The sequence below is a fragment of the Pseudomonas sp. GW821-FHT01C01 genome (assembly GCF_059422645.1).
This window is the reverse complement of the sequence record NZ_JBWKXF010000052.1, coordinates 1-18,350: the sequence shown is the minus strand read 5'-3', so window position 1 is coordinate 18,350 and position 18,350 is coordinate 1. Positions and strand designations below refer to the sequence as shown.

Here is an 18,350-nt window from a genome sequence, read left to right as displayed (position 1 = left end):
CTGGGCAGCGAAGCGGCCCCAAAACCACACATACCGTATTCATGGAGCTTACGACTGCTGCGCAGCCGAGCGGGAGCAAACTCCCTCGCCACAAAGCCTCTTACACCCTCCGCGCCGTGATCACTGCTTGCCCAACGCAAAGTTGGGCAGCGCACTTACCGGCTGGTTGAACTGGTATGGAATCGACACCAGCCCCAGCCCGGTATTGCGCTGCACCACGAAGTGCAAATGCGGACCTGTGCTGTTGCCGGTGTTGCCAGACAACGCCAATGCACTGCCGACCGTTACCCGCTGACCTTCCCGAACGCAGACCGAGCCTTTCTTCAAGTGCAGGTAAACGCCCATGGTCCCGTCATCGTGCAGCACCCGCACGAAATTGCCGGATGCATCGGTGCCGCGCCCGCTCTGGCGGTTCTCGGTTTTCACCACCACCCCGCCCCGCGCTGCAATGATCGGCGTGCCTTCGGGCATCGCAATGTCGATGGCGTAGCGGCTCTTGGGGCCAAAGTGGCTGTAGGGGCCATTGGCACCCTGACTGATCCGGAACGGCCCGCCACGCCAGGGCAACGGATACCGATAGCCCACGACGGCGCCTGTGGGGTCGCCCAGGGAGTACTTGAACTTCGGAACGTAGGCGAGCGGCCGTCCCGCTTTAGTCGCCGTGAGCTGTGCCAGACGAACACTGGTGCGTTGCGGTATCACGCGCCGAATCGTCTGCCCCGGCGCCCCGCTGGCGTTCTTCACCCCGGCGAAACTCAATTCGACCTCTACCGGTGCATACAGGTCATTGCGCACGTACACGCTGTGCACGCCTTTCTTCTTCATGATGATGAGGCGCACCTGACGCTCAAGGTGCTCGACCATGCCATCGCGAAAAACGAATACATGGGCGCCTTTGCTGGGGCGGTCGCTGTAGGAAACCACGCCATAGGCGTCTTTGGACTTGTAGATGGTCATCGCCACGGCCGAGGTGGCGACCATGAATAGGCCACATAAAAACAGCAGGCGCGTGAACATGGGCAAGGATTCTGTCGAGTGAGGCCTGGGATTGAGCCTAGCAGCTGCAATGGACCCGGGTAGTCGACAGATGTTTCAGAATGGGCCGTTCAGAAGATTTTTGACAAAGCCAATGACCCCTTCGCGAGCAAGCCCGCTCCCACATTTGGAATGCATTTCAAATGTGGGAGCGGGCTTGCTCGCGAAGACGGACTGACAGGCGATGTAGTATCAAGCGCCAGGAATGAAGTGCTTCTGCGCCGTACCCCGCGCAATCAGGCGCGAGATGTAATCAAGCTTCTGCGCATCCTGATCGACAAAGCGGAAGGTCAGTTGCAGCCAGTCGCTGTCGGGCTTCGGTTCGTGGGCCACGACGGCGTGCAGGTAGCCGTTGAGGCGGGCGACTTCGGCGTTGTCGCCCTGCTCCAGGTCCAGCACGGCGCTGTCGAGGATCTGCGGCAGGGTCTCGGTGCGCTTGACCACCAACAGGGCTTCCTTGAGGCTCAGGGCCTTGATCACGCATTGCGCGATGCCGTTCGGCAAGCGCAACTGACCCTGGCCACGACCACTGACGGATGCCGAAGAGGCCGCAGGAGCCTTGACCGGCGGGCTGTTGAGCAGGCCACGGGACGGAGCGGCAGTCGGAGCAGCGACAGGCGCGGCGGCAGGCGCGACCACGGCAGCCTTGCCGCCGGTCAATGCGCTCAGGGAGTCGTTACCGAATGCCGGACTCGTTTTGGTCGCGGCCACGTTGATCAAGGCGTCGAGTTTGCCGACCTTGTGCAGCGCCTGCTTGACCTTGGTGATCAGTTGCTCGTTGGTGAACGGCTTGCTGACATATCCGGATACTCCGGCCTGGATCGCCTGGACGACGTTCTCCTTGTCGCCACGGCTGGTCACCATCACAAACGGCATGGTTTTGAGGTTGTCCTGCTCGCGGCACCAGGTCAGCAGTTCGAGGCCGGACATTTCCGGCATTTCCCAATCGCACAGGACCAGGTCGAATGCTTCCTTTACCAGCATGGCCTGGGCCTTTCTGCCGTTGATCGCATCTTCGATCCGCATGCCCGGGAAATAATTGCGCAGGCACTTCTTCACCAGGTCACGAATGAACGACGCGTCGTCCACGACCAACACACTGACCTTACTCATCCATCACCCCTTTAAAAAATCCCGGCCAGCATACCGCTTTGCTGATGGCACATTGCCAAAAACCTTCAGTCACGCCGGACTTTTCGTTCGCGGGTGCTGCTTTTCGAATTCGTGTGCCGCAAACAAAAACGCCCGGCCAATAGGCCGGGCGCTTTACTTGGGCAACCTTACTTATCGTCAGTTTTGCCCGGAACATTAGCGGTTTCGCCACTGGTCCCTTCAACTTCTTCCTTCATGCGCTTGAGACCCAGGTGCCGCACGTCGGTGCCGCGTACCAGGTAGATCACCAGCTCCGAGATATTGCGCGCGTGGTCGCCGATGCGCTCCAACGAACGCAGCACCCAGATAATGCTCAGAACCCGCGAAATAGAACGCGGGTCTTCCATCATGTAGGTGGCCAGCTCACGCAGGGCGGTCTTGTATTCGCGGTCGATGATCTTGTCGTACTGCGCCACCGACAAGGCCAACTCGGCGTCGAAACGGGCAAAGGCGTCCAGTGCGTCACGAACCATGTTGCGCACCTGGTCGCCGATGTGGCGAACCTCGACGTAACCGCGCGGCGCTTCGCCTTCTTCGCACAGCTGGATGGCGCGACGGGCGATCTTGGTCGCTTCGTCACCGATGCGCTCCAGGTCGATCACCGATTTGGAAATGCTGATGATCAGGCGCAGGTCGGACGCTGCCGGCTGACGACGGGCCAGAATGCGCAGGCATTCTTCGTCGATGTTGCGTTCCATCTGGTTGATCTGGTCGTCGATCTCGCGCACCTGCTGGGCCAGGCCGGAGTCGGCCTCGATCAGCGCGGTCACCGCGTCGTTGACCTGCTTCTCGACCAGCCCGCCCATGGCCAGGAGGTGGCTGCGCACTTCCTCCAGTTCGGCGTTGAACTGCTGGGAGATGTGGTGTGTAAGGCCTTCCTTAGAAATCATGTTGTCTGCTCCGCAAAAGCTGTGAGCTGCAAGCTACGAGCTGCAAGCTGATTTGTGTCGTTACTCGGATCGCTTCTACTTGCCGCTTGTAGCTTGACGCTTGCGGCTGTACGGCTAGCCGTACCGTCCCGTGATGTAGTCTTCGGTCTGCTTCTTCGCCGGATTGGTGAACAGCGTATCGGTGTCACCAAACTCGACCAGCTTGCCCATGTACATGAACGCGGTGTAGTCGGACACCCGCGCCGCCTGTTGCATGTTGTGGGTCACGATCACGATGGTGAACTTGGATTTCAGTTCGTAGATCAGCTCTTCGACTTTCAGCGTGGAGATCGGGTCGAGTGCCGAGCACGGTTCGTCGAGCAGCAGCACTTCCGGCTCAACGGCGATGGTGCGGGCGATCACCAGACGCTGCTGCTGACCACCGGACAGGCCCAGTGCCGAGTCGTGCAGACGGTCCTTCACCTCGTCCCACAGCGCCGCGCCTTTCAACGCCCACTCGACGGCTTCGTCGAGTACACGTTTCTTGTTGATGCCCTGGATGCGCAGGCCGTAAACCACGTTTTCGTAGATGGTCTTCGGGAACGGGTTCGGCTTCTGGAACACCATGCCGACGCGACGACGCAGCTCGGCCACGTCTTCGCCCTTGCGGTAGATATTGCTGCCGTACAGGTTGATCTCGCCATCGACACGGCAGCCGTCAACCAGGTCGTTCATGCGGTTGAAGGTACGCAACAGTGTCGACTTGCCACAGCCGGACGGACCAATGAAGGCGGTCACGCGCTGTTTCGGGATGTTCATGCTGACGTCGTACAGCGCTTGTTTTTCGCCGTAGAACAGGCTCAGGCCCGGCACTTCGATGGCCACGGTTTCCTGCTCGAGGTTCAGGCTCTGTTTGTCGCGACCCAGCGCCGACATGTTGATGCCGTGGGTAGGTGTTTCGTGCTGCATGGGAGGCTCCCTGTGCTAACAAATTCGGTTCAGTGAGCCGCAGGCCGGGCCTGCGGTTACGCAATTCTTTTTGTAGGAGCTGGCTTGCCGGCGATGCTGACGACTGGGTCTGACAGGTTCACCGCGGTGACGCCATCGCTGGCAAGCCAGCTCCTACAGGGTTGATTAGCTGTCCAGCGCCTTGTACTTCTCGCGCAGGTGGTTACGGATGTACACCGCCGACAGGTTCAGCGTCGCGATCACCAGCACCAGCAGCAGCGCCGTGGCGTACACCAGCGGTCGTGCGGCTTCGACGTTCGGGCTCTGGAAGCCGACGTCATAGATATGGAAGCCCAGGTGCATGATCTTCTGGTCCAGGTGCAGGTACGGGTAGTTACCGTCCACCGGCAGCGACGGTGCCAGTTTCACCACACCCACCAGCATCAGCGGCGCCACTTCACCTGCGGCGCGAGCCACGGCGAGGATCATGCCGGTCATCATCGCCGGGCTGGCCATCGGCAGCACGATCTTCCACAAGGTTTCAGCCTTGGTCGCGCCGAGGGCCAACGAGCCTTCACGCACGGTGCGAGGAATCCGCGCCAGGCCTTCTTCGGTGGCCACGATCACTACCGGCACCGCCAACAGCGCCAGGGTCAACGAAGCCCAGAGCAGGCCCGGTGTGCCGAAGGTCGGTGCCGGCAAGGCTTCCGGGAAGAACAGACGATCGAGCGAGCCACCCAGCACGTAGACGAAGAAGCCCAGACCGAACACGCCGTAAACGATGGCCGGAACACCTGCCAGGTTGTTCACCGCGATGCGGATCACCCGGGTCAGCGCATTCTGCTTGGCGTACTCACGCAGGTACACCGCCGCCAGCACGCCGAACGGGGTCACGATCATCGCCATGATCAGGGTCATCATCACGGTGCCGAAGATGGCCGGGAAGATCCCGCCTTCGGTGTTCGCTTCACGCGGGTCGTCGCTCAGGAACTCCCAGACCTTGCTGAAGTAGAAACCGATCTTGGTGGTCGTGCTCATGGCGTTCGGCTGGTAGGCGTGAACCACTTTGCCGATGCCGATTTCGATTTCCTTACCGTTCGCATCGCGGGCGGTCAGGCTGTCGCGGTTGAACTGCGCATGCAGGTCGCTCAGACGTGCTTCGACGTCCTGATAGCGAGCGTTGAGCTCGGCACGTTCCGACTCCATGTCCGCTTGTGCGGTGGCGTCGAGTTTGCCTTCCAGCTCCAGCTTGCGACCATGCAAGCGGATGCGCTCGAGACCGGCGTTGATCGCGCCGATGTCGGTTTTTTCCAGGTTCTTGAGCTGCGCAGCCAGCTTGTTCACGCGGTCGACACGGGCCTGCAACTCAGGCCATGCGGCTTCGCCTTCAGCGATGACTTTGCCATCCTGTTTGACGTTGACCAGGTAACCGTAGAAGTTGCCCCACTCGCGACGCTCGATCGCCATCAGTTCCGGCGGTGTCGTCTGGTTGGTCAGCCACTCGCCGACGATCCAGGTGAAGTCGTTGCCGTTCAGGTCACGGTTGCCGACCTTGATCAGCTCGCGGGTCATGAACTCCGGGCCTTGATCCGGCACCGGCAAGCCGGCGCTCTTCAAGCGGGCACGGGGGACTTCTTCTTTCTGCACCACTTCGCCGATGACCAGGTGCTGGCCCTGGCCCGGTACGTCGTAGCTGGCGTGGATCAGATCCGCCGGCCAGAAGTGACCCAGGCCACGCACGGCAATCACTGCCAGCAGGCCAATGGTCATGATGACCGCGATGGACACCGCGCCACCGCTGATCCAGACGCCGGGGGCGCCGCTCTTGAACCATCCATTCAGGGAGTTCTGTTTCACAGACTTCTACCTTTCTTAAAGCGACGAGTATTTCTTGCGCAGACGCTGACGAATCAGTTCTGCGAGGGTGTTCATGACGAAGGTGAACAACAGCAGCACCAGCGCCGAGAGGAACAGCACGCGGTAGTGGCTGCCGCCGACTTCCGATTCGGGCATTTCCACCGCGACGTTGGCCGCCAGGGTGCGCAGGCCTTCGAACAGGTTCATTTCCATGACCGGGGTGTTACCGGTGGCCATCAGCACGATCATGGTTTCACCGACCGCACGGCCCATGCCGATCATCAGCGCCGAGAAGATGCCCGGGCTCGCGGTGAGGATCACCACGCGGGTCATGGTCTGCCACGGCGTGGCACCGAGGGCCAGGGAGCCCAGGGTCAGGCCGCGAGGCACGCTGAACACGGCGTCTTCGGCAATGGAGTAGATGTTCGGGATGACTGCAAAGCCCATGGCCAGGCCAACCACCAGGGCGTTGCGCTGGTCGTAGGTGATGCCCAGGTCGTGGGAGATCCACATGCGCATGTCGCCGCCGAAGAACCAGTTCTCCATGAACGGGCTCATGTACAGCGACAGCCAACCCACAAACAGGATCACCGGAATCAGCAGCGCACTTTCCCAGCCATCCGGGACTTTCAGGCGGATCGACTCAGGCAGGCGGCTGAAGGTGAAACCGGCAACCAGGATGCCGATCGGCAACAACATCAGCAGGCTGAAGATGCCCGGCAAGTGCCCTTCCACATACGGCGCGAGGAACAGACCGGCGAAGAAACCGAGGATCACCGTCGGCATCGCTTCCATCAGCTCGATCACCGGCTTGACCTTGCGGCGCATGCCAGGAGCCATGAAATACGCGGTGTAGATCGCAGCGGCAACGGCCAGTGGAGCGGCCAGCAGCATGGCGTAGAACGCGGCTTTCAGGGTACCGAAGGTCAGCGGCGACAGGCTCAGCTTGGGTTCGAAGTCGGTGTTGGCGGCGGTCGATTGCCAGACGTATTTAGGCTCGTCGTAGTTCTCGTACCAGACCTTGCTCCACAGTGCGCTCCACGATACTTCCGGGTGCGGGTTGTCGAGCAGCAGCGGGTGCAACTTGCCGCCGGCTTCCACGATCACGCGGTTGGCCCGTGGCGACAGACCGAAAATGCCCTGGCCTTCAGCAACCGGCTCCACCAGCAGAGTGCGGTGCGCGGTGCTGTGGAATACACCAAGCTTGCCGGAAGCGTCGAGGGCAACGAAGCCCTTGCGGCGTTCTTCGGCGGTGATTTCAACGATAGGCGTGGTGCCCATCTGGAAGGTGCGGATTTGCTTCAGGCGTTGTTCGCCATCGGGGTCGCGAGCCATGAACCACTGGGCCAGGCCACCTTTGGAGTCACCGATGATCAGCGAAATGCCGCCCACAAGCTGGGTGCTGGCGGTGACTTGCGCTTCACCGTCTTCAAGCAGTTTGTAGCGACCATTGAGGCTCTTGTCGCGCAGGCTGAATACGTCGGCCTGGGCACGACCGTTAATCACATACAACCACTGCTGACGCGGGTCGACGAAGATGTTCTTCACCGGCTCGTTCATCTGCGGCAGGTCGATGCGTTTCTGTTCGTTGGTGACTTCGCCGGTCATCATGTTTTCTTCGCTGGTCAGCGAGAGAACGTTGAGTTGCGAACCGGTGGCGCCAACCAGCATCAGGCTCGAATCGTTGGCGTTGAGGCTGACGTGCTCCAGCGCACCGCCGGTTTCGTTCACCGCGATTGGCGCTTCGCCATACGGGTATTCGACGGCCGGGGTGATGGTTTTCTTGCCTTCCGGGTAGCTGACTTTATAGGTGTGACGGAACACCAGGGCCTGGCCGTTGGACAGACCCACCACCACCAACGGGTGACCTGGCTGGTCTTCACCGATGGAGGTCACGGTGGTGCCGGCCGGGATCGGCAAATCGACGCGCTTCAGTTCGGCGCCACTGTCGATGTCGAAGAACAATGCCTGGCCCTTGTCGGAAACCCGCATCGCAACCTGGTTTTGTTCTTCCAGAGAGATCATCAGCGGCTTGCCGGCGTCTTGCATCCAGGCTGGCGTGATGGCGTCCTTGGCGGTCAGGCTGGCACCCTGGAACAGGGGCGCGACGACGTAGGCAAGGAAGAAGAAGATCAAGGTGATCGCGCCCAGTACAGCGAGGCCGCCAACGAGGACGTACCAGCGGGTCAGGCGATCTTTGAGCGCGCGAATGCGGCGCTTGCGTTGTAGCTCAGGCGTATTGAAGTCAATTCGCTTGGGGGGATTAGTAGTCATGTTGGAATTGGCCAGATCATTCATGCGCACACCCTAGCGATCCTGTATGACAGAAAGATGACAATGCAGTGACGCAACAAATCCGCCGCTAGCGGTAACCAGCAGCGGATAGAGAATTTGAGGTGTATTGGGGGCGGCTCCTGCCGCCCCCATGTGAGTCCGAGGGGTTCACCTCGGACTCAATTTGTTACTTTTTTGCGACTTCAGCGCCGCCTTCCGCGAGACCCAGGTCAGCCAGAGCTTTGGCAGCTACTTTGGCCGGCAGTGGGATGTAACCGTCTTTCACTACAACTTCCTGGCCCTGTTTCGACAGAACCAGCTTCACGAACTCGGCTTCCAGCGGGGCCAGAGGCTTGTTCGGGGCTTTGTTCACGTATACGTACAGGAAGCGGGACAGTGGGTACTTGCCGTTCAGGGCGTTTTCTTCAGTGTCTTCGATGAACTCGGTGGTGCCTTTCTTGGCCAGGGCCACAGTTTTCACGCTAGCGGTTTTGTAACCGATACCCGAGTAGCCGATGCCGTTCAGCGAGGAGCTGATCGACTGAACGACCGAAGCCGAACCTGGTTGCTCGTTGACGTTAGGCTTGTAGTCGCCTTTGCACAGGGCTTCTTCCTTGAAGTAGCCGTAGGTGCCGGATACCGAGTTACGACCGAACAGTTGAACCGGCTTGTTGGCCAGGTCGCCGGTCACGCCCAGGTCACCCCAGGTTTTGACTTCGGTTTTAGCGCCGCACAGACGAGTAGACGAGAACACTGCGTCGACTTGTTCCATGGTCAGGTGCTGGATCGGGTTATCTTTGTGAACGAAGATTGCCAGGGCGTCCACGGCAACCGGGATAGCGGTTGGCTTGTAGCCGTACTTCTGCTCGAAGGCAGCCAGTTCGGTGTCCTTCATCTTGCGGCTCATCGGGCCCAGGTTGGCGGTGCCTTCAGTCAGCGCAGGTGGCGCAGTGGCGGAGCCAGCGGCCTGAATCTGGATGTTTACGTTCGGGTATTCTTTTTTGTAGTTCTCAGCCCACAGGGTCATGAGGTTGGCCAGAGTGTCGGAACCAACGCTGGACAGGTTGCCCGACACACCAGTGGTCTTGGTGTAGCTCGGGATAGCAGGGTCAACAGCGGCAACCGCGTTGGCAGTCGCAACGCCAGCAGCGACAAAAGTCATTGCCGCCATCAAACGCTTCAGTTTCATGCCTTACTCCTAGCAGATAGGGTGTGTTAAGTCGGGGCCAAGTATCAGCAGGCCGTGTGAACACTCTATGGCTGAAATATGACAATTGGATGAAAGGCCAGCACTCAGTGTTTCCAGGTAATTCCGCGTTATCGTTCTTCGCGAGCAAGCCCGCTCCCACAGGGGATCTGCGGTGAACACAGAACCAATGTGGGAGCGGGCTTGCTCGCGAAGGCGTCAGTACAGTCGAGACAAAAGGTCGATCAACGCCCTTTTTTCCAGAGGTAGGCACCCACCACAATCCCGACCCCACACAGCACAGCCACATAATAAGCAGGCCCCATCGCACTTTCCTTGAGCAACAGGCTGACGATCATGGGTGTCAGGCCGCCAAAGATGGCGTAGGCCACGTTGTAGGAGAACGACAAGCCGCTGAAGCGCACCACAGGCGGGAAGGCCTTGACCATCACGTAGGGCACCGCGCCGATGGTGCCGACCAGCAGACCGGTCACCGCGTACATCGGAAACAGCCAGTCGGGATGATCGGCCAGGCTGTGGTAGAAGGTCCAGGAGCTGACCAGCAGTGCCGCGCAACCGAACACGAAGACCCGCCCGGCACCAAAACGATCCGCTAACGCACCAGCAATGATGCAGCCGAAACTCAGGAACACGATCGCCACACTGTTGGCCTGCAGGGAGGTGGTCGGCGAGAAGTGGTAGACCGTCTGCAATACGGTCGGGGTCATCAGGATCAACACCACGATGGCGGCGGACAACAACCAGGTCAGCAGCATCGAAATGGCGATGGCGCCCCGATGGTCACGCAGCACCGCCCGCAGCGGCACCTCTTCGGCCAGGGCCTTGCGAAGTTGCAGCTCGGCGAAAACCGGGGTTTCGTGCAGCCAGCGACGCAGGTACACCGCGAACAGGCCGAACACGCCACCCAGCAGGAACGGGATACGCCAGGCGTAATCCGCCACTTCCACCGGAGTATAAATGCTGTTGATCGCCGTGGCGACCAGGGAACCTAAAAGAATGCCCGCCGTCAGGCCGCTGGTCAGGGTGCCGCAGGCGTAGCCGACATGCCGCTGCGGCACGTGTTCGGAAACGAAGACCCACGCCCCCGGCACTTCACCGCCAATGGCCGCGCCCTGGATCACCCGCATCAACAGCAGCAGGATCGGTGCCCACAGGCCGATCTGCGCATAGGTCGGCAACAAGCCCATGATCAAGGTCGGCACCGCCATCATGAAGATGCTCAGGGTGAACATTTTCTTGCGGCCCAGCAGGTCGCCGAAGTGCGCCATCACGATGCCGCCCAGCGGCCGCGCGAGGTAGCCGGCGGCAAAGATGCCGAAGGTCTGCATCAGGCGTAGCCACTCGGGCATGTCCGCCGGGAAGAACAGCTTGCCCACCACCGTGGCGAAGAACACGAAGATGATGAAGTCGTAGAACTCCAGCGCGCCGCCCAAGGCAGACAGCGATAGCGTCTTGTAGTCGTTGCGGGTCAGCGGACGTGCGGGTTGGTCTGGCTGCGCGATGCTCGAGGGCGCTGTGGTCATGGCAAGGGCTTCTCTTATAGTCGGATCTGCAACCTCAACAACGCTGGCTGAGGTTTGGGCAGGTCCGGCACGATAGCAAATTGTTCGAAAAAGCACATAGAGGTGCGTTTTTGACGGTCAAAATGAGAACCGGACGGTCGTCGCGGAGTCTACCGACCGATATACTCGCAGCATCGCTCCGGTTTTTGAGGGGTTGCTGTGCGAAAACGCCTCTCAGGTTCATAGGCGATTTCGCAGAGTTTCCCTTTAGGCGCCTTATGGAAAACGTGACGAACGTAGTATGTTCGGTGCTGAATCGTTTTTCCCGAAGACGGCTACCACCAGCAATACCAACGAAGAGTCACGGGTCAGAGGCACCCCCGGCATGATAGAGCTCGAACAAGAAGATCCAATCCCGCAAGGCGACCTGGCCCTGCAAATCACTGCGCTCCCTCGCGAAACCAACGGCTTTGGCGATATTTTCGGCGGCTGGCTGGTGGCGCAGATGGATTTGGCAGGCACCGCGATGGCCAGCAAAGTCGCTGGCGGACGCGTTGCCACCGTTGCGATCGACCGCATGGCGTTTCTGGTTCCGGTAGCGGTGGGCGCCCAGCTCTCCTTTTATACCCAGGCCCTGGAAATCGGCCGCAGCTCGATCAAGATGATGGTCGAGGTCTGGAGCGACGATCCGTTGTCCAGCGAGTGGCGTAAAGTAACCGAAGCGGTCTTTGTGTTCGTTGCCATCGACGGCAGCGGTCGCACCCGTTCGGTTCCACCTCGGGCTCGCTGAAAGAACCTTTAAACCTGGTAGCCGTTTTGCGGTCGATAGTCGTCCACGTTACTGATCGAGAGCTGTCCCATGAGCACGCCCAATGTTGAAGCCGTAAAGCTGGATGAACTGAACTGCTGGCGCATCCGCCACGGTCAGGCCGAATTACTGGTGGCCCAGCAAGGTGCGCACATCCTCAGTTATCAACTGGCCGGCCAACCGCCGCTGATCTGGCTCAACGACGAGGCCGTGTTCAAGACCGGCAAGAGCATCCGTGCCGGCGTGCCGGTGTGCTGGCCGTGGTTCGGCAACTTCGACCGCAATCCGCAAAGCGTGCAGGCGATGCGTGTCAGCGATGAAGCGCCGTCGGCTCACGGCTTCGTGCGAGCGATGGATTGGGAACTGGGCGGCATCGAAGCCGAAGGCGAAAGCCTGAAGGTCGAATTCCTCCTGCCCTACCCCGAAGGCGGCTTTCCCGGCTGGCCGCACCAGGTGGACTTGACGCTGAGCATTCGCCTCGACGAACAACTGCACATCCATCTGACCAGCCACAATCGGGGCGCTGAATCCGTCAGCATCAGCCAGGCGCTGCACAGTTACTTTGCCGTCAGCGATGTGCGCGATGTGCACGTCGAAGGCGTGGACGGCCTCAACTACATCGAAACCCTGGACAACTGGAAAACCGTGACCCAGACCGGTGATCTGCGTTTTACCGGCGAGACCGATCGCATCTACCTCGACGCCCCGCCGCAGCTGAGCATCGTCGATCCGGCCTGGGAACGGCGCATCGTACTGACCAGCAGCGGATCAGGCACGGCGGTGATCTGGAACCCCTGGATCGACCGCGCCGCCGCGTTCAGCGACATGGCCGACGACGGCTGGCAGCGCATGCTGTGCATCGAGACGGCGAACGTGATGGGCGACGTAGTGAACCTGGTGCCGGGTGCCAGCCATACGCTAGGCGTGAGTGTCGGCAGCAACTCTCTCTAAGCAACACCACCAAACCAATGTGGGAGCGGGCTTGCCCGCGAAGGGGCCATAACATTCAACATCCTCGTTGCCTGTTACACCGCCTTCGCGAGCAAGCCCGCTCCCACATTTGCATCTCTACAAGTCTGACTCTTTTACGACTCTGACCTTCTGCGCATCCAGCGCATATGCCGCATCAGCCAGGTCATTGCTGACCTTCTCGATTTTCAGCGTGCCGGTGACCCACAGCGGCGTGTAGATATCGTTCAGCTTCAGGCCCTTTGGATAGCGCACCAGCACCAGTTGGTTGGGCGGTGGTGGCGGTACGTGAATGCAGGCGCCCGGGTACGGCACCAGGAAGAACAACGTACTGCGGCCCTTGGCGTCGGACTCCAGCGGCACCGGGTAACCGCCAATGCGGATGTTCTTGTCGTTCATCGACGCAACGGTCTTGGTCGAGTACATCACCGCCGGCAAGCCTTTGGCCTGCTTCATCCCACCCTTGTCGGTGAAAGTGCCATTGGCTTCGGGGGAGTTGTGGTCGATTTCGGGCATGGCCTCGAGGGCTTTCTGGTCCGACTTGGGCATCAATTCGAGCCAGTCGGTTTCCGGCAGTTCGCCGGCATGGGCAAGGCCAGAACCCAGTAAAACAAGAGTCAACAAAAGACGGCGCATGAAGGTGCTCGGTAAAGGGAAGAACAGGAAACGCCGAGCATTCTAGCCCTCCCAGCCGGTTTGGCAGAGAGGGCTTTGTCGCCTGGATCAGTTCTTTTTGATCAGCCCGTAGATCACCAGCAACACAATGGCGCCCACCAGCGCACCGATGAAGCCTGCGCCCTGGCCGGCCTGATAGATGCCCAGGGCCTGACCGCCGTAAGTGGCCGCCAGCGAACCGCCGATACCGAGCAGGATTGTCATGATCCAGCCCATGCTGTCATCGCCCGGTTTCAGGAACCGCGCCAGCAGGCCGACGATCAAGCCGATAAAGATGGTTCCGATAATTCCCATGGCATTTCCCTCTGATTGATTGGCTATAGCCTAGCCAGACTTTGGCATCCTGCCATGAGAGAACGGCGGTCCCTGAATGGTTCCGCCGTTGCCACATGAAACTATTCGGCGATGAGCGCTTCGACCTTGAGGATCTGCGCGGCCAGGGTTTCGCGGTCTGCACAACGCAGGTTGGCGTGCCCAACCTTGCGGCCGACCTTGAACGCCTTGCCGTAGTGATGCAAATGGCAATCGGCGATGGCCAGGACTTTCTCGGTCTCAGGCACTTTACCGATGAAGTTGAGCATCGCGCTTTCGCCGACCTTGGCGGTCGAACCCAGCGGCAGACCGGCAACGGCCCGCAAGTGGTTTTCGAATTGGCTGCACTCGGCGCCCTCGGTGGTCCAGTGCCCGGAGTTGTGCACGCGCGGGGCGATTTCGTTGGCCTTGAGGCCACCGTCGACTTCAAAGAATTCGAACGCCATCACGCCGACGTAATCCAGTTGCTTGAGCACACGGCTGGAGTAATCTTCGGCCAGGGCTTGCAACGGGTGATCGGTGCTGGCCACGGACAGCTTGAGGATGCCGCTGTCGTGGGTGTTGTGCACCAGCGGATAGAAGCGGGTTTCACCGTCGCGGGCACGCACGGCGATCAGCGAGACTTCACCGGTGAACGGCACGAAGCCTTCCAGCAGGCAGGCCACGCTGCCCAGCTCGGCGAAAGTGCCGACCACATCTTCAGGGGTGCGCAGGACTTTCTGACCCTTGCCGTCGTAACCCAGAGTACGGGTCTTGAGCACCGCCGGCAGGCCGATGGAGGCCACAGCGGCGTCCAGGTCGGCTTGGGACTGGATGTCAGCGAACGCCGGGGTAGGAATCCCCAAGTCCTTGAACATGCTCTTCTCGAACCAGCGATCGCGGGCGATGCGCAGGGCTTCGGCACTCGGGTAGACCGGGACGAATTGCGACAGGAAGGCCACGGTCTCGGCCGGAACGCTTTCAAACTCGAAGGTCACCAGATCGACTTCATCGGCCAACTGACGCAGGTGATCCTGGTCGCCATAATCGGCGCGCAGGTGTTCGCCCAACGCGGCTGCGCAAGCATCCGGCGCCGGGTCCAGGAAAGCGAAGTTCATGCCCAGCGGAGTGCCCGCCAGCGCCAACATGCGACCCAACTGGCCGCCACCGATTACACCGATCTTCATCGTCAACAACCTCAGGCGATGCGTGGGTCTGGATTTTCCAGGACGCTGTCTGTCTGCTCAGCACGGAAGGTTTTCAGCACCGCGTGGAACTGCGGGTGCTTGGCGCCCAGGATACTCGCCGACAACAGCGCCGCGTTGATCGCGCCCGCCTTGCCGATGGCCAGGGTGGCAACCGGAATGCCTGCTGGCATCTGCACAATGGAGAGCAGCGAATCGACGCCCGAAAGCATCGCGGACTGCACGGGCACGCCCAGCACCGGCAAGTGGGTCTTGGCTGCACACATGCCTGGCAAGTGGGCCGCGCCACCGGCACCGGCGATGATCACCTCGATGCCTCGTGCCTCGGCCTCTTCGGCGTACTGGAACAGCAGATCCGGGGTGCGGTGGGCAGAAACCACTTTCACCTCGTAGGGGATGCCGAGCTTTTCCAGCATATCGGCGGTGTGGCTAAGGGTGGACCAATCGGACTTGGAGCCCATGATCACGCCAACCAGTGCACTCATCGTCGTGCCTCTTCTCTCTGGGCGCCCGCAGGCGCGTCAAAAAACAACAAGCCACGCAGGATGCGTGGCTTGATTGTACGAATTATGGCCGGTCGTAACCGGCCGAAGGCCGCGCAGTATACCGCAATACGGCAGATAAACAGCCCCCGTTGCGACCATCTGTCATCTGCCGCAAAGCCCCGATTTTATTGACTTGAAGGTCAATGGAATACACCTCGAATTTCCTGTGGGAGCGGGCTTGCTCGTGAATGCGGTGGATCAATCAACATCGACGTTGAATGTACCGACCTCTTCGCGAGCAAGCCCGCTCCCACATTGGGTTTTCATCGGTTTCAGGAACCGGTCGTGCCCTGTGCCGCACCGCCTTCCAGCTTGCGCCACAACAACCGCACATTCGCCTTGCGCACCAGCGCACAGCGATACAGGCGAATTTCCAGCGGCACGTGCCATTGCGGGCCGCCGCAGATCACCAGTTCACCGCGCGCCAGCTCGGCACGCACGCTCAACTGCGGCACCCAGGCAATGCCCAGGCCTTCCAGGGCCATGCTTTTCAGGCTGTCGGCCATGGCAGTTTCGTAGATCGTGGTAAACCGCAGTTGACGCTGGCGCAACAAACCATTCACCGAACGCCCGAGAAATGCACCGGCGCTATACGCCAGCAACGGCACGCTGGCTTCACCTTCCAGGTCGAACAACGGCTTGCCGTCGGCGTCCGCCGCGCAGACCGGCAGCATTTCGGTGTGGCCAAGGTGCAGCGACGGGAAGATTTCCGGGTCCATCTGCATCGCCGCGTCCGGGTCGTAGAACGCCAGCATCAGATCGCAGCCGCCTTCGCGCAAGGCATGTACCGCATCGCCAACGTTGGTCGCGACCAATCGCGTGGCAATGTTCAAGCCTTCATTGCGCAACTGCGCGATCCAGCGCGGAAAGAAACCCAGCGCCAACGAGTGAGCCGCCGCGACCTGCATCACTTCACCCTGCCCGCCTTCCAGGTGATGCAGATGACGCAGCACTTCGCCGAGCTGTTCGACCACGGTGCGTGCGGTGACCAGAAACAATTGCCCTGCCGCTGTCAGTTCCACCGGCGTGCGCGAGCGATTGACCAGCGTCAACCCCAGCGCCGCTTCAAGACTGCGGATCCGCCGACTGAAGGCCGGCTGGGTCACGAAGCGTCGTTCCGCCGCTTGGGAGAAGCTACGGGTGGCGGCCAGGGCACTGAAGTCCTCCAGCCATTTGCTTTCCAGATTCATCACGTCCTCCCGGACACGCACCAATTTAGGTCACACGCTTGCCGTCAACGCGGCGTCACACGGGCATTATGCCGAATGTGCATAGGCTAGTGTTTAACAGCATTGGCCCAAAATTTTGCACAAGCCTAGCATTCACAGCGTTCCGGCACAGACCGGGTCCATATTGAGATGATTTCTATCATGTCCTCCGCTGCATCATTCCGCACAGAAAATGACCTGCTTGGCGCTCTCGAAGTACCCGCTCAAGCGTATTACGGTATCCAGACCCTGCGAGCGGTGAATAACTTCCGCCTTTCGGGTGTTCCGATTTCGCACTACCCGAAACTGGTTGTCGGCCTGGCCATGGTTAAACAGGCCGCTGCTGACGCCAACCGTGAGTTGGGTCACCTGAGCGAAGCCAAGCACGCTGCCATCAGCGAAGCCTGTGCACGTCTGATCCGCGGCGACTTCCACGAAGAGTTCGTGGTAGACATGATTCAAGGCGGCGCCGGCACTTCGACCAACATGAATGCCAACGAAGTGATCGCCAACATCGCGCTGGAGGCCATGGGTCACCAGAAAGGCGAGTACCAGTACCTGCACCCGAACGACGACGTGAACATGGCGCAGTCGACCAACGACGCCTACCCGACGGCGATCCGCCTGGGTCTGTTGCTGGGTCACGATGCTCTGCTCGCCAGCCTCGACAGCCTGATTCAGGCGTTCGCGGCCAAGGGTGAAGAATTCAACCACGTCCTGAAAATGGGTCGTACCCAGCTGCAAGACGCCGTACCGATGACCCTGGGTCAGGAATTCCGTGCATTCGCCACCACCCTGGGCGAAGACCTGGCACGCCTGAAGACCCTGGCACCGGAAGTGCTGACCGAAGTGAACCTGGGCGGCACCGCAATCGGCACCGGCATCAACGCCGACCCGCGTTACCAGCACCTGGCTGTTCAGCGTCTGGCAGTGATCAGCGGTCAACCGCTGGTACCGGCGGCCGACCTGATCGAAGCCACCTCCGACATGGGCGCTTTCGTGCTGTTCTCCGGCATGCTCAAGCGTACCGCGGTCAAGCTGTCGAAGATCTGCAACGACCTGCGCCTGCTGTCCAGCGGCCCACGTACCGGCATCAACGAAATCAACCTGCCGGCACGTCAGCCAGGCAGCTCGATCATGCCAGGCAAGGTCAACCCGGTTATTCCGGAAGCCGTTAACCAGGTGGCATTCCAGATCATCGGTAACGACCTGGCCCTGACCATCGCGGCCGAAGGCGGCCAGTTGCAACTGAACGTGATGGAGCCGCTGATCGCTTTCAAGATCTTCGACTCGATCCGCCTGCTGCAACGCGCCATGGACATGCTGCGCGAGCACTGCATCGTCGGCATCACCGCCAACGAAGCACGCTGCCGTGAACTGGTCGAGCACTCGATCGGCCTGGTCACCGCGCTGAACCCGTACATCGGCTACAAAAACGCCACCCGCATTGCCGGCCTCGCTCTTGAAAGCGGCCGCGGCGTGCTGGAACTGGTGCGCGAAGAAGGTCTGCTCGACGAAGCCATGCTCGCCGACATCCTGCGCCCGGAAAACATGATTGCTCCGCGTCTGGTGCCCCTGAAGGCATAACCCGACGCGTTACTTGTAGCACCGCTCACCAGGTCGAGGGACTAGACACCTCTCACCTTTTGAGGGCTTGGAGATCAATCTCCAGGCCCTTTTTTTTAACTATTTGCCAGTGAAAACCGTATGTCTGGGGACTGATCAATGTGGGAGCGGGCTTGCTCGCGAAGGCGGCGGCACATTCAACAGTGATGTGCCTGATACACCGCTTTCGCGAGCAAGCC

Annotated in this window: 16 protein-coding genes; 3 read left to right on the top strand and 13 right to left on the bottom strand. The window is 60.4% G+C overall.

Annotated elements, in window-relative coordinates; translation table 11 throughout:
- Positions 1 to 120 precede the first annotated feature (120 nt).
- From AC07XF_RS23895 to AC07XF_RS23860, 8 genes are all read right to left on the bottom strand, one after another.
- Positions 121 to 1,017: a peptidoglycan DD-metalloendopeptidase family protein gene (locus AC07XF_RS23895; RefSeq protein ID WP_495028439.1), complete on the bottom strand. Its 897-nt coding sequence runs from the start codon at positions 1,015 to 1,017 to the stop codon at positions 121 to 123.
- 210 nt (positions 1,018 to 1,227) lie between these two features.
- Complete coding sequence (locus tag AC07XF_RS23890) at positions 1,228 to 2,148, bottom strand: response regulator (RefSeq protein WP_495028438.1); 921 nt, start codon at positions 2,146 to 2,148, stop codon at positions 1,228 to 1,230.
- 167 nt (positions 2,149 to 2,315) lie between these two features.
- A complete protein-coding gene (gene phoU / locus AC07XF_RS23885; protein WP_007992846.1) occupies positions 2,316 to 3,077 on the bottom strand; it encodes a phosphate signaling complex protein PhoU in 762 nt (253 codons plus the stop codon).
- A 114-nt stretch (positions 3,078 to 3,191) separates the two neighbouring features.
- A complete protein-coding gene (gene pstB, locus AC07XF_RS23880; protein WP_495028437.1) occupies positions 3,192 to 4,025 on the bottom strand; it encodes a phosphate ABC transporter ATP-binding protein PstB in 834 nt (277 codons plus the stop codon).
- A 165-nt stretch (positions 4,026 to 4,190) separates the two neighbouring features.
- Entirely contained in the window at positions 4,191 to 5,861 is a 1,671-nt protein-coding gene (gene pstA / locus AC07XF_RS23875) for a phosphate ABC transporter permease PstA (RefSeq protein WP_442096398.1), read from the bottom strand.
- Between the two features lie 15 nt (positions 5,862 to 5,876).
- Positions 5,877 to 7,910, bottom strand: a complete 2,034-nt coding sequence (locus tag AC07XF_RS23870) for an ABC transporter permease subunit (protein WP_495028458.1) — start codon at positions 7,908 to 7,910, stop codon at positions 5,877 to 5,879.
- A gap of 412 nt (positions 7,911 to 8,322) precedes the next feature.
- Positions 8,323 to 9,324, bottom strand: a complete 1,002-nt coding sequence (locus AC07XF_RS23865; RefSeq protein WP_057398950.1) for a phosphate ABC transporter substrate-binding protein PstS family protein — start codon at positions 9,322 to 9,324, stop codon at positions 8,323 to 8,325.
- A 242-nt stretch (positions 9,325 to 9,566) separates the two neighbouring features.
- Positions 9,567 to 10,865: an MFS transporter gene (locus AC07XF_RS23860; RefSeq protein WP_495028436.1), complete on the bottom strand. Its 1,299-nt coding sequence runs from the start codon at positions 10,863 to 10,865 to the stop codon at positions 9,567 to 9,569.
- Positions 10,866 to 11,229: 364 nt separating this feature from the next.
- On the opposite strand from AC07XF_RS23860, the gene AC07XF_RS23855 reads away from it, so the two are divergent.
- Positions 11,230 to 11,634: an acyl-CoA thioesterase gene (locus AC07XF_RS23855; protein ID WP_007942704.1), complete on the top strand. Its 405-nt coding sequence runs from the start codon at positions 11,230 to 11,232 to the stop codon at positions 11,632 to 11,634.
- A gap of 69 nt (positions 11,635 to 11,703) precedes the next feature.
- Entirely contained in the window at positions 11,704 to 12,603 is a 900-nt protein-coding gene (locus AC07XF_RS23850; RefSeq protein WP_495028435.1) for a D-hexose-6-phosphate mutarotase, read from the top strand.
- 117 nt (positions 12,604 to 12,720) lie between these two features.
- Here the strand turns inward: AC07XF_RS23850 and AC07XF_RS23845 are convergent, their stop codons facing one another.
- From AC07XF_RS23845 to AC07XF_RS23825, 5 genes are all read right to left on the bottom strand, one after another.
- Positions 12,721 to 13,257 (bottom strand): DUF3299 domain-containing protein, encoded by a 537-nt coding sequence (locus AC07XF_RS23845; RefSeq protein WP_108230924.1) that lies wholly within the window; start codon positions 13,255 to 13,257, stop codon positions 12,721 to 12,723.
- 87 nt (positions 13,258 to 13,344) lie between these two features.
- On the bottom strand, positions 13,345 to 13,590 hold the full coding sequence (locus tag AC07XF_RS23840; RefSeq protein ID WP_003229635.1) for a GlsB/YeaQ/YmgE family stress response membrane protein: 246 nt from the start codon (positions 13,588 to 13,590) through the stop codon (positions 13,345 to 13,347).
- Positions 13,591 to 13,691: 101 nt separating this feature from the next.
- On the bottom strand, positions 13,692 to 14,774 hold the full coding sequence (locus AC07XF_RS23835) for a 5-(carboxyamino)imidazole ribonucleotide synthase (protein ID WP_495028434.1): 1,083 nt from the start codon (positions 14,772 to 14,774) through the stop codon (positions 13,692 to 13,694).
- 11 nt (positions 14,775 to 14,785) lie between these two features.
- Positions 14,786 to 15,277, bottom strand: coding sequence for a 5-(carboxyamino)imidazole ribonucleotide mutase (gene purE, locus AC07XF_RS23830; RefSeq protein ID WP_007971731.1), 492 nt, complete (start codon positions 15,275 to 15,277; stop codon positions 14,786 to 14,788).
- Positions 15,278 to 15,609: 332 nt separating this feature from the next.
- Positions 15,610 to 16,527 (bottom strand): LysR substrate-binding domain-containing protein, encoded by a 918-nt coding sequence (locus AC07XF_RS23825; RefSeq protein ID WP_495028433.1) that lies wholly within the window; start codon positions 16,525 to 16,527, stop codon positions 15,610 to 15,612.
- 180 nt (positions 16,528 to 16,707) lie between these two features.
- Between AC07XF_RS23825 and AC07XF_RS23820 the strand changes: the two genes are divergently transcribed.
- Positions 16,708 to 18,132 carry an aspartate ammonia-lyase gene (locus tag AC07XF_RS23820; protein ID WP_046038891.1) on the top strand — a complete coding sequence of 475 codons (1,425 nt, stop codon included), beginning with the start codon at positions 16,708 to 16,710 and terminating at the stop codon, positions 18,130 to 18,132.
- Positions 18,133 to 18,350 lie beyond the last annotated feature (218 nt).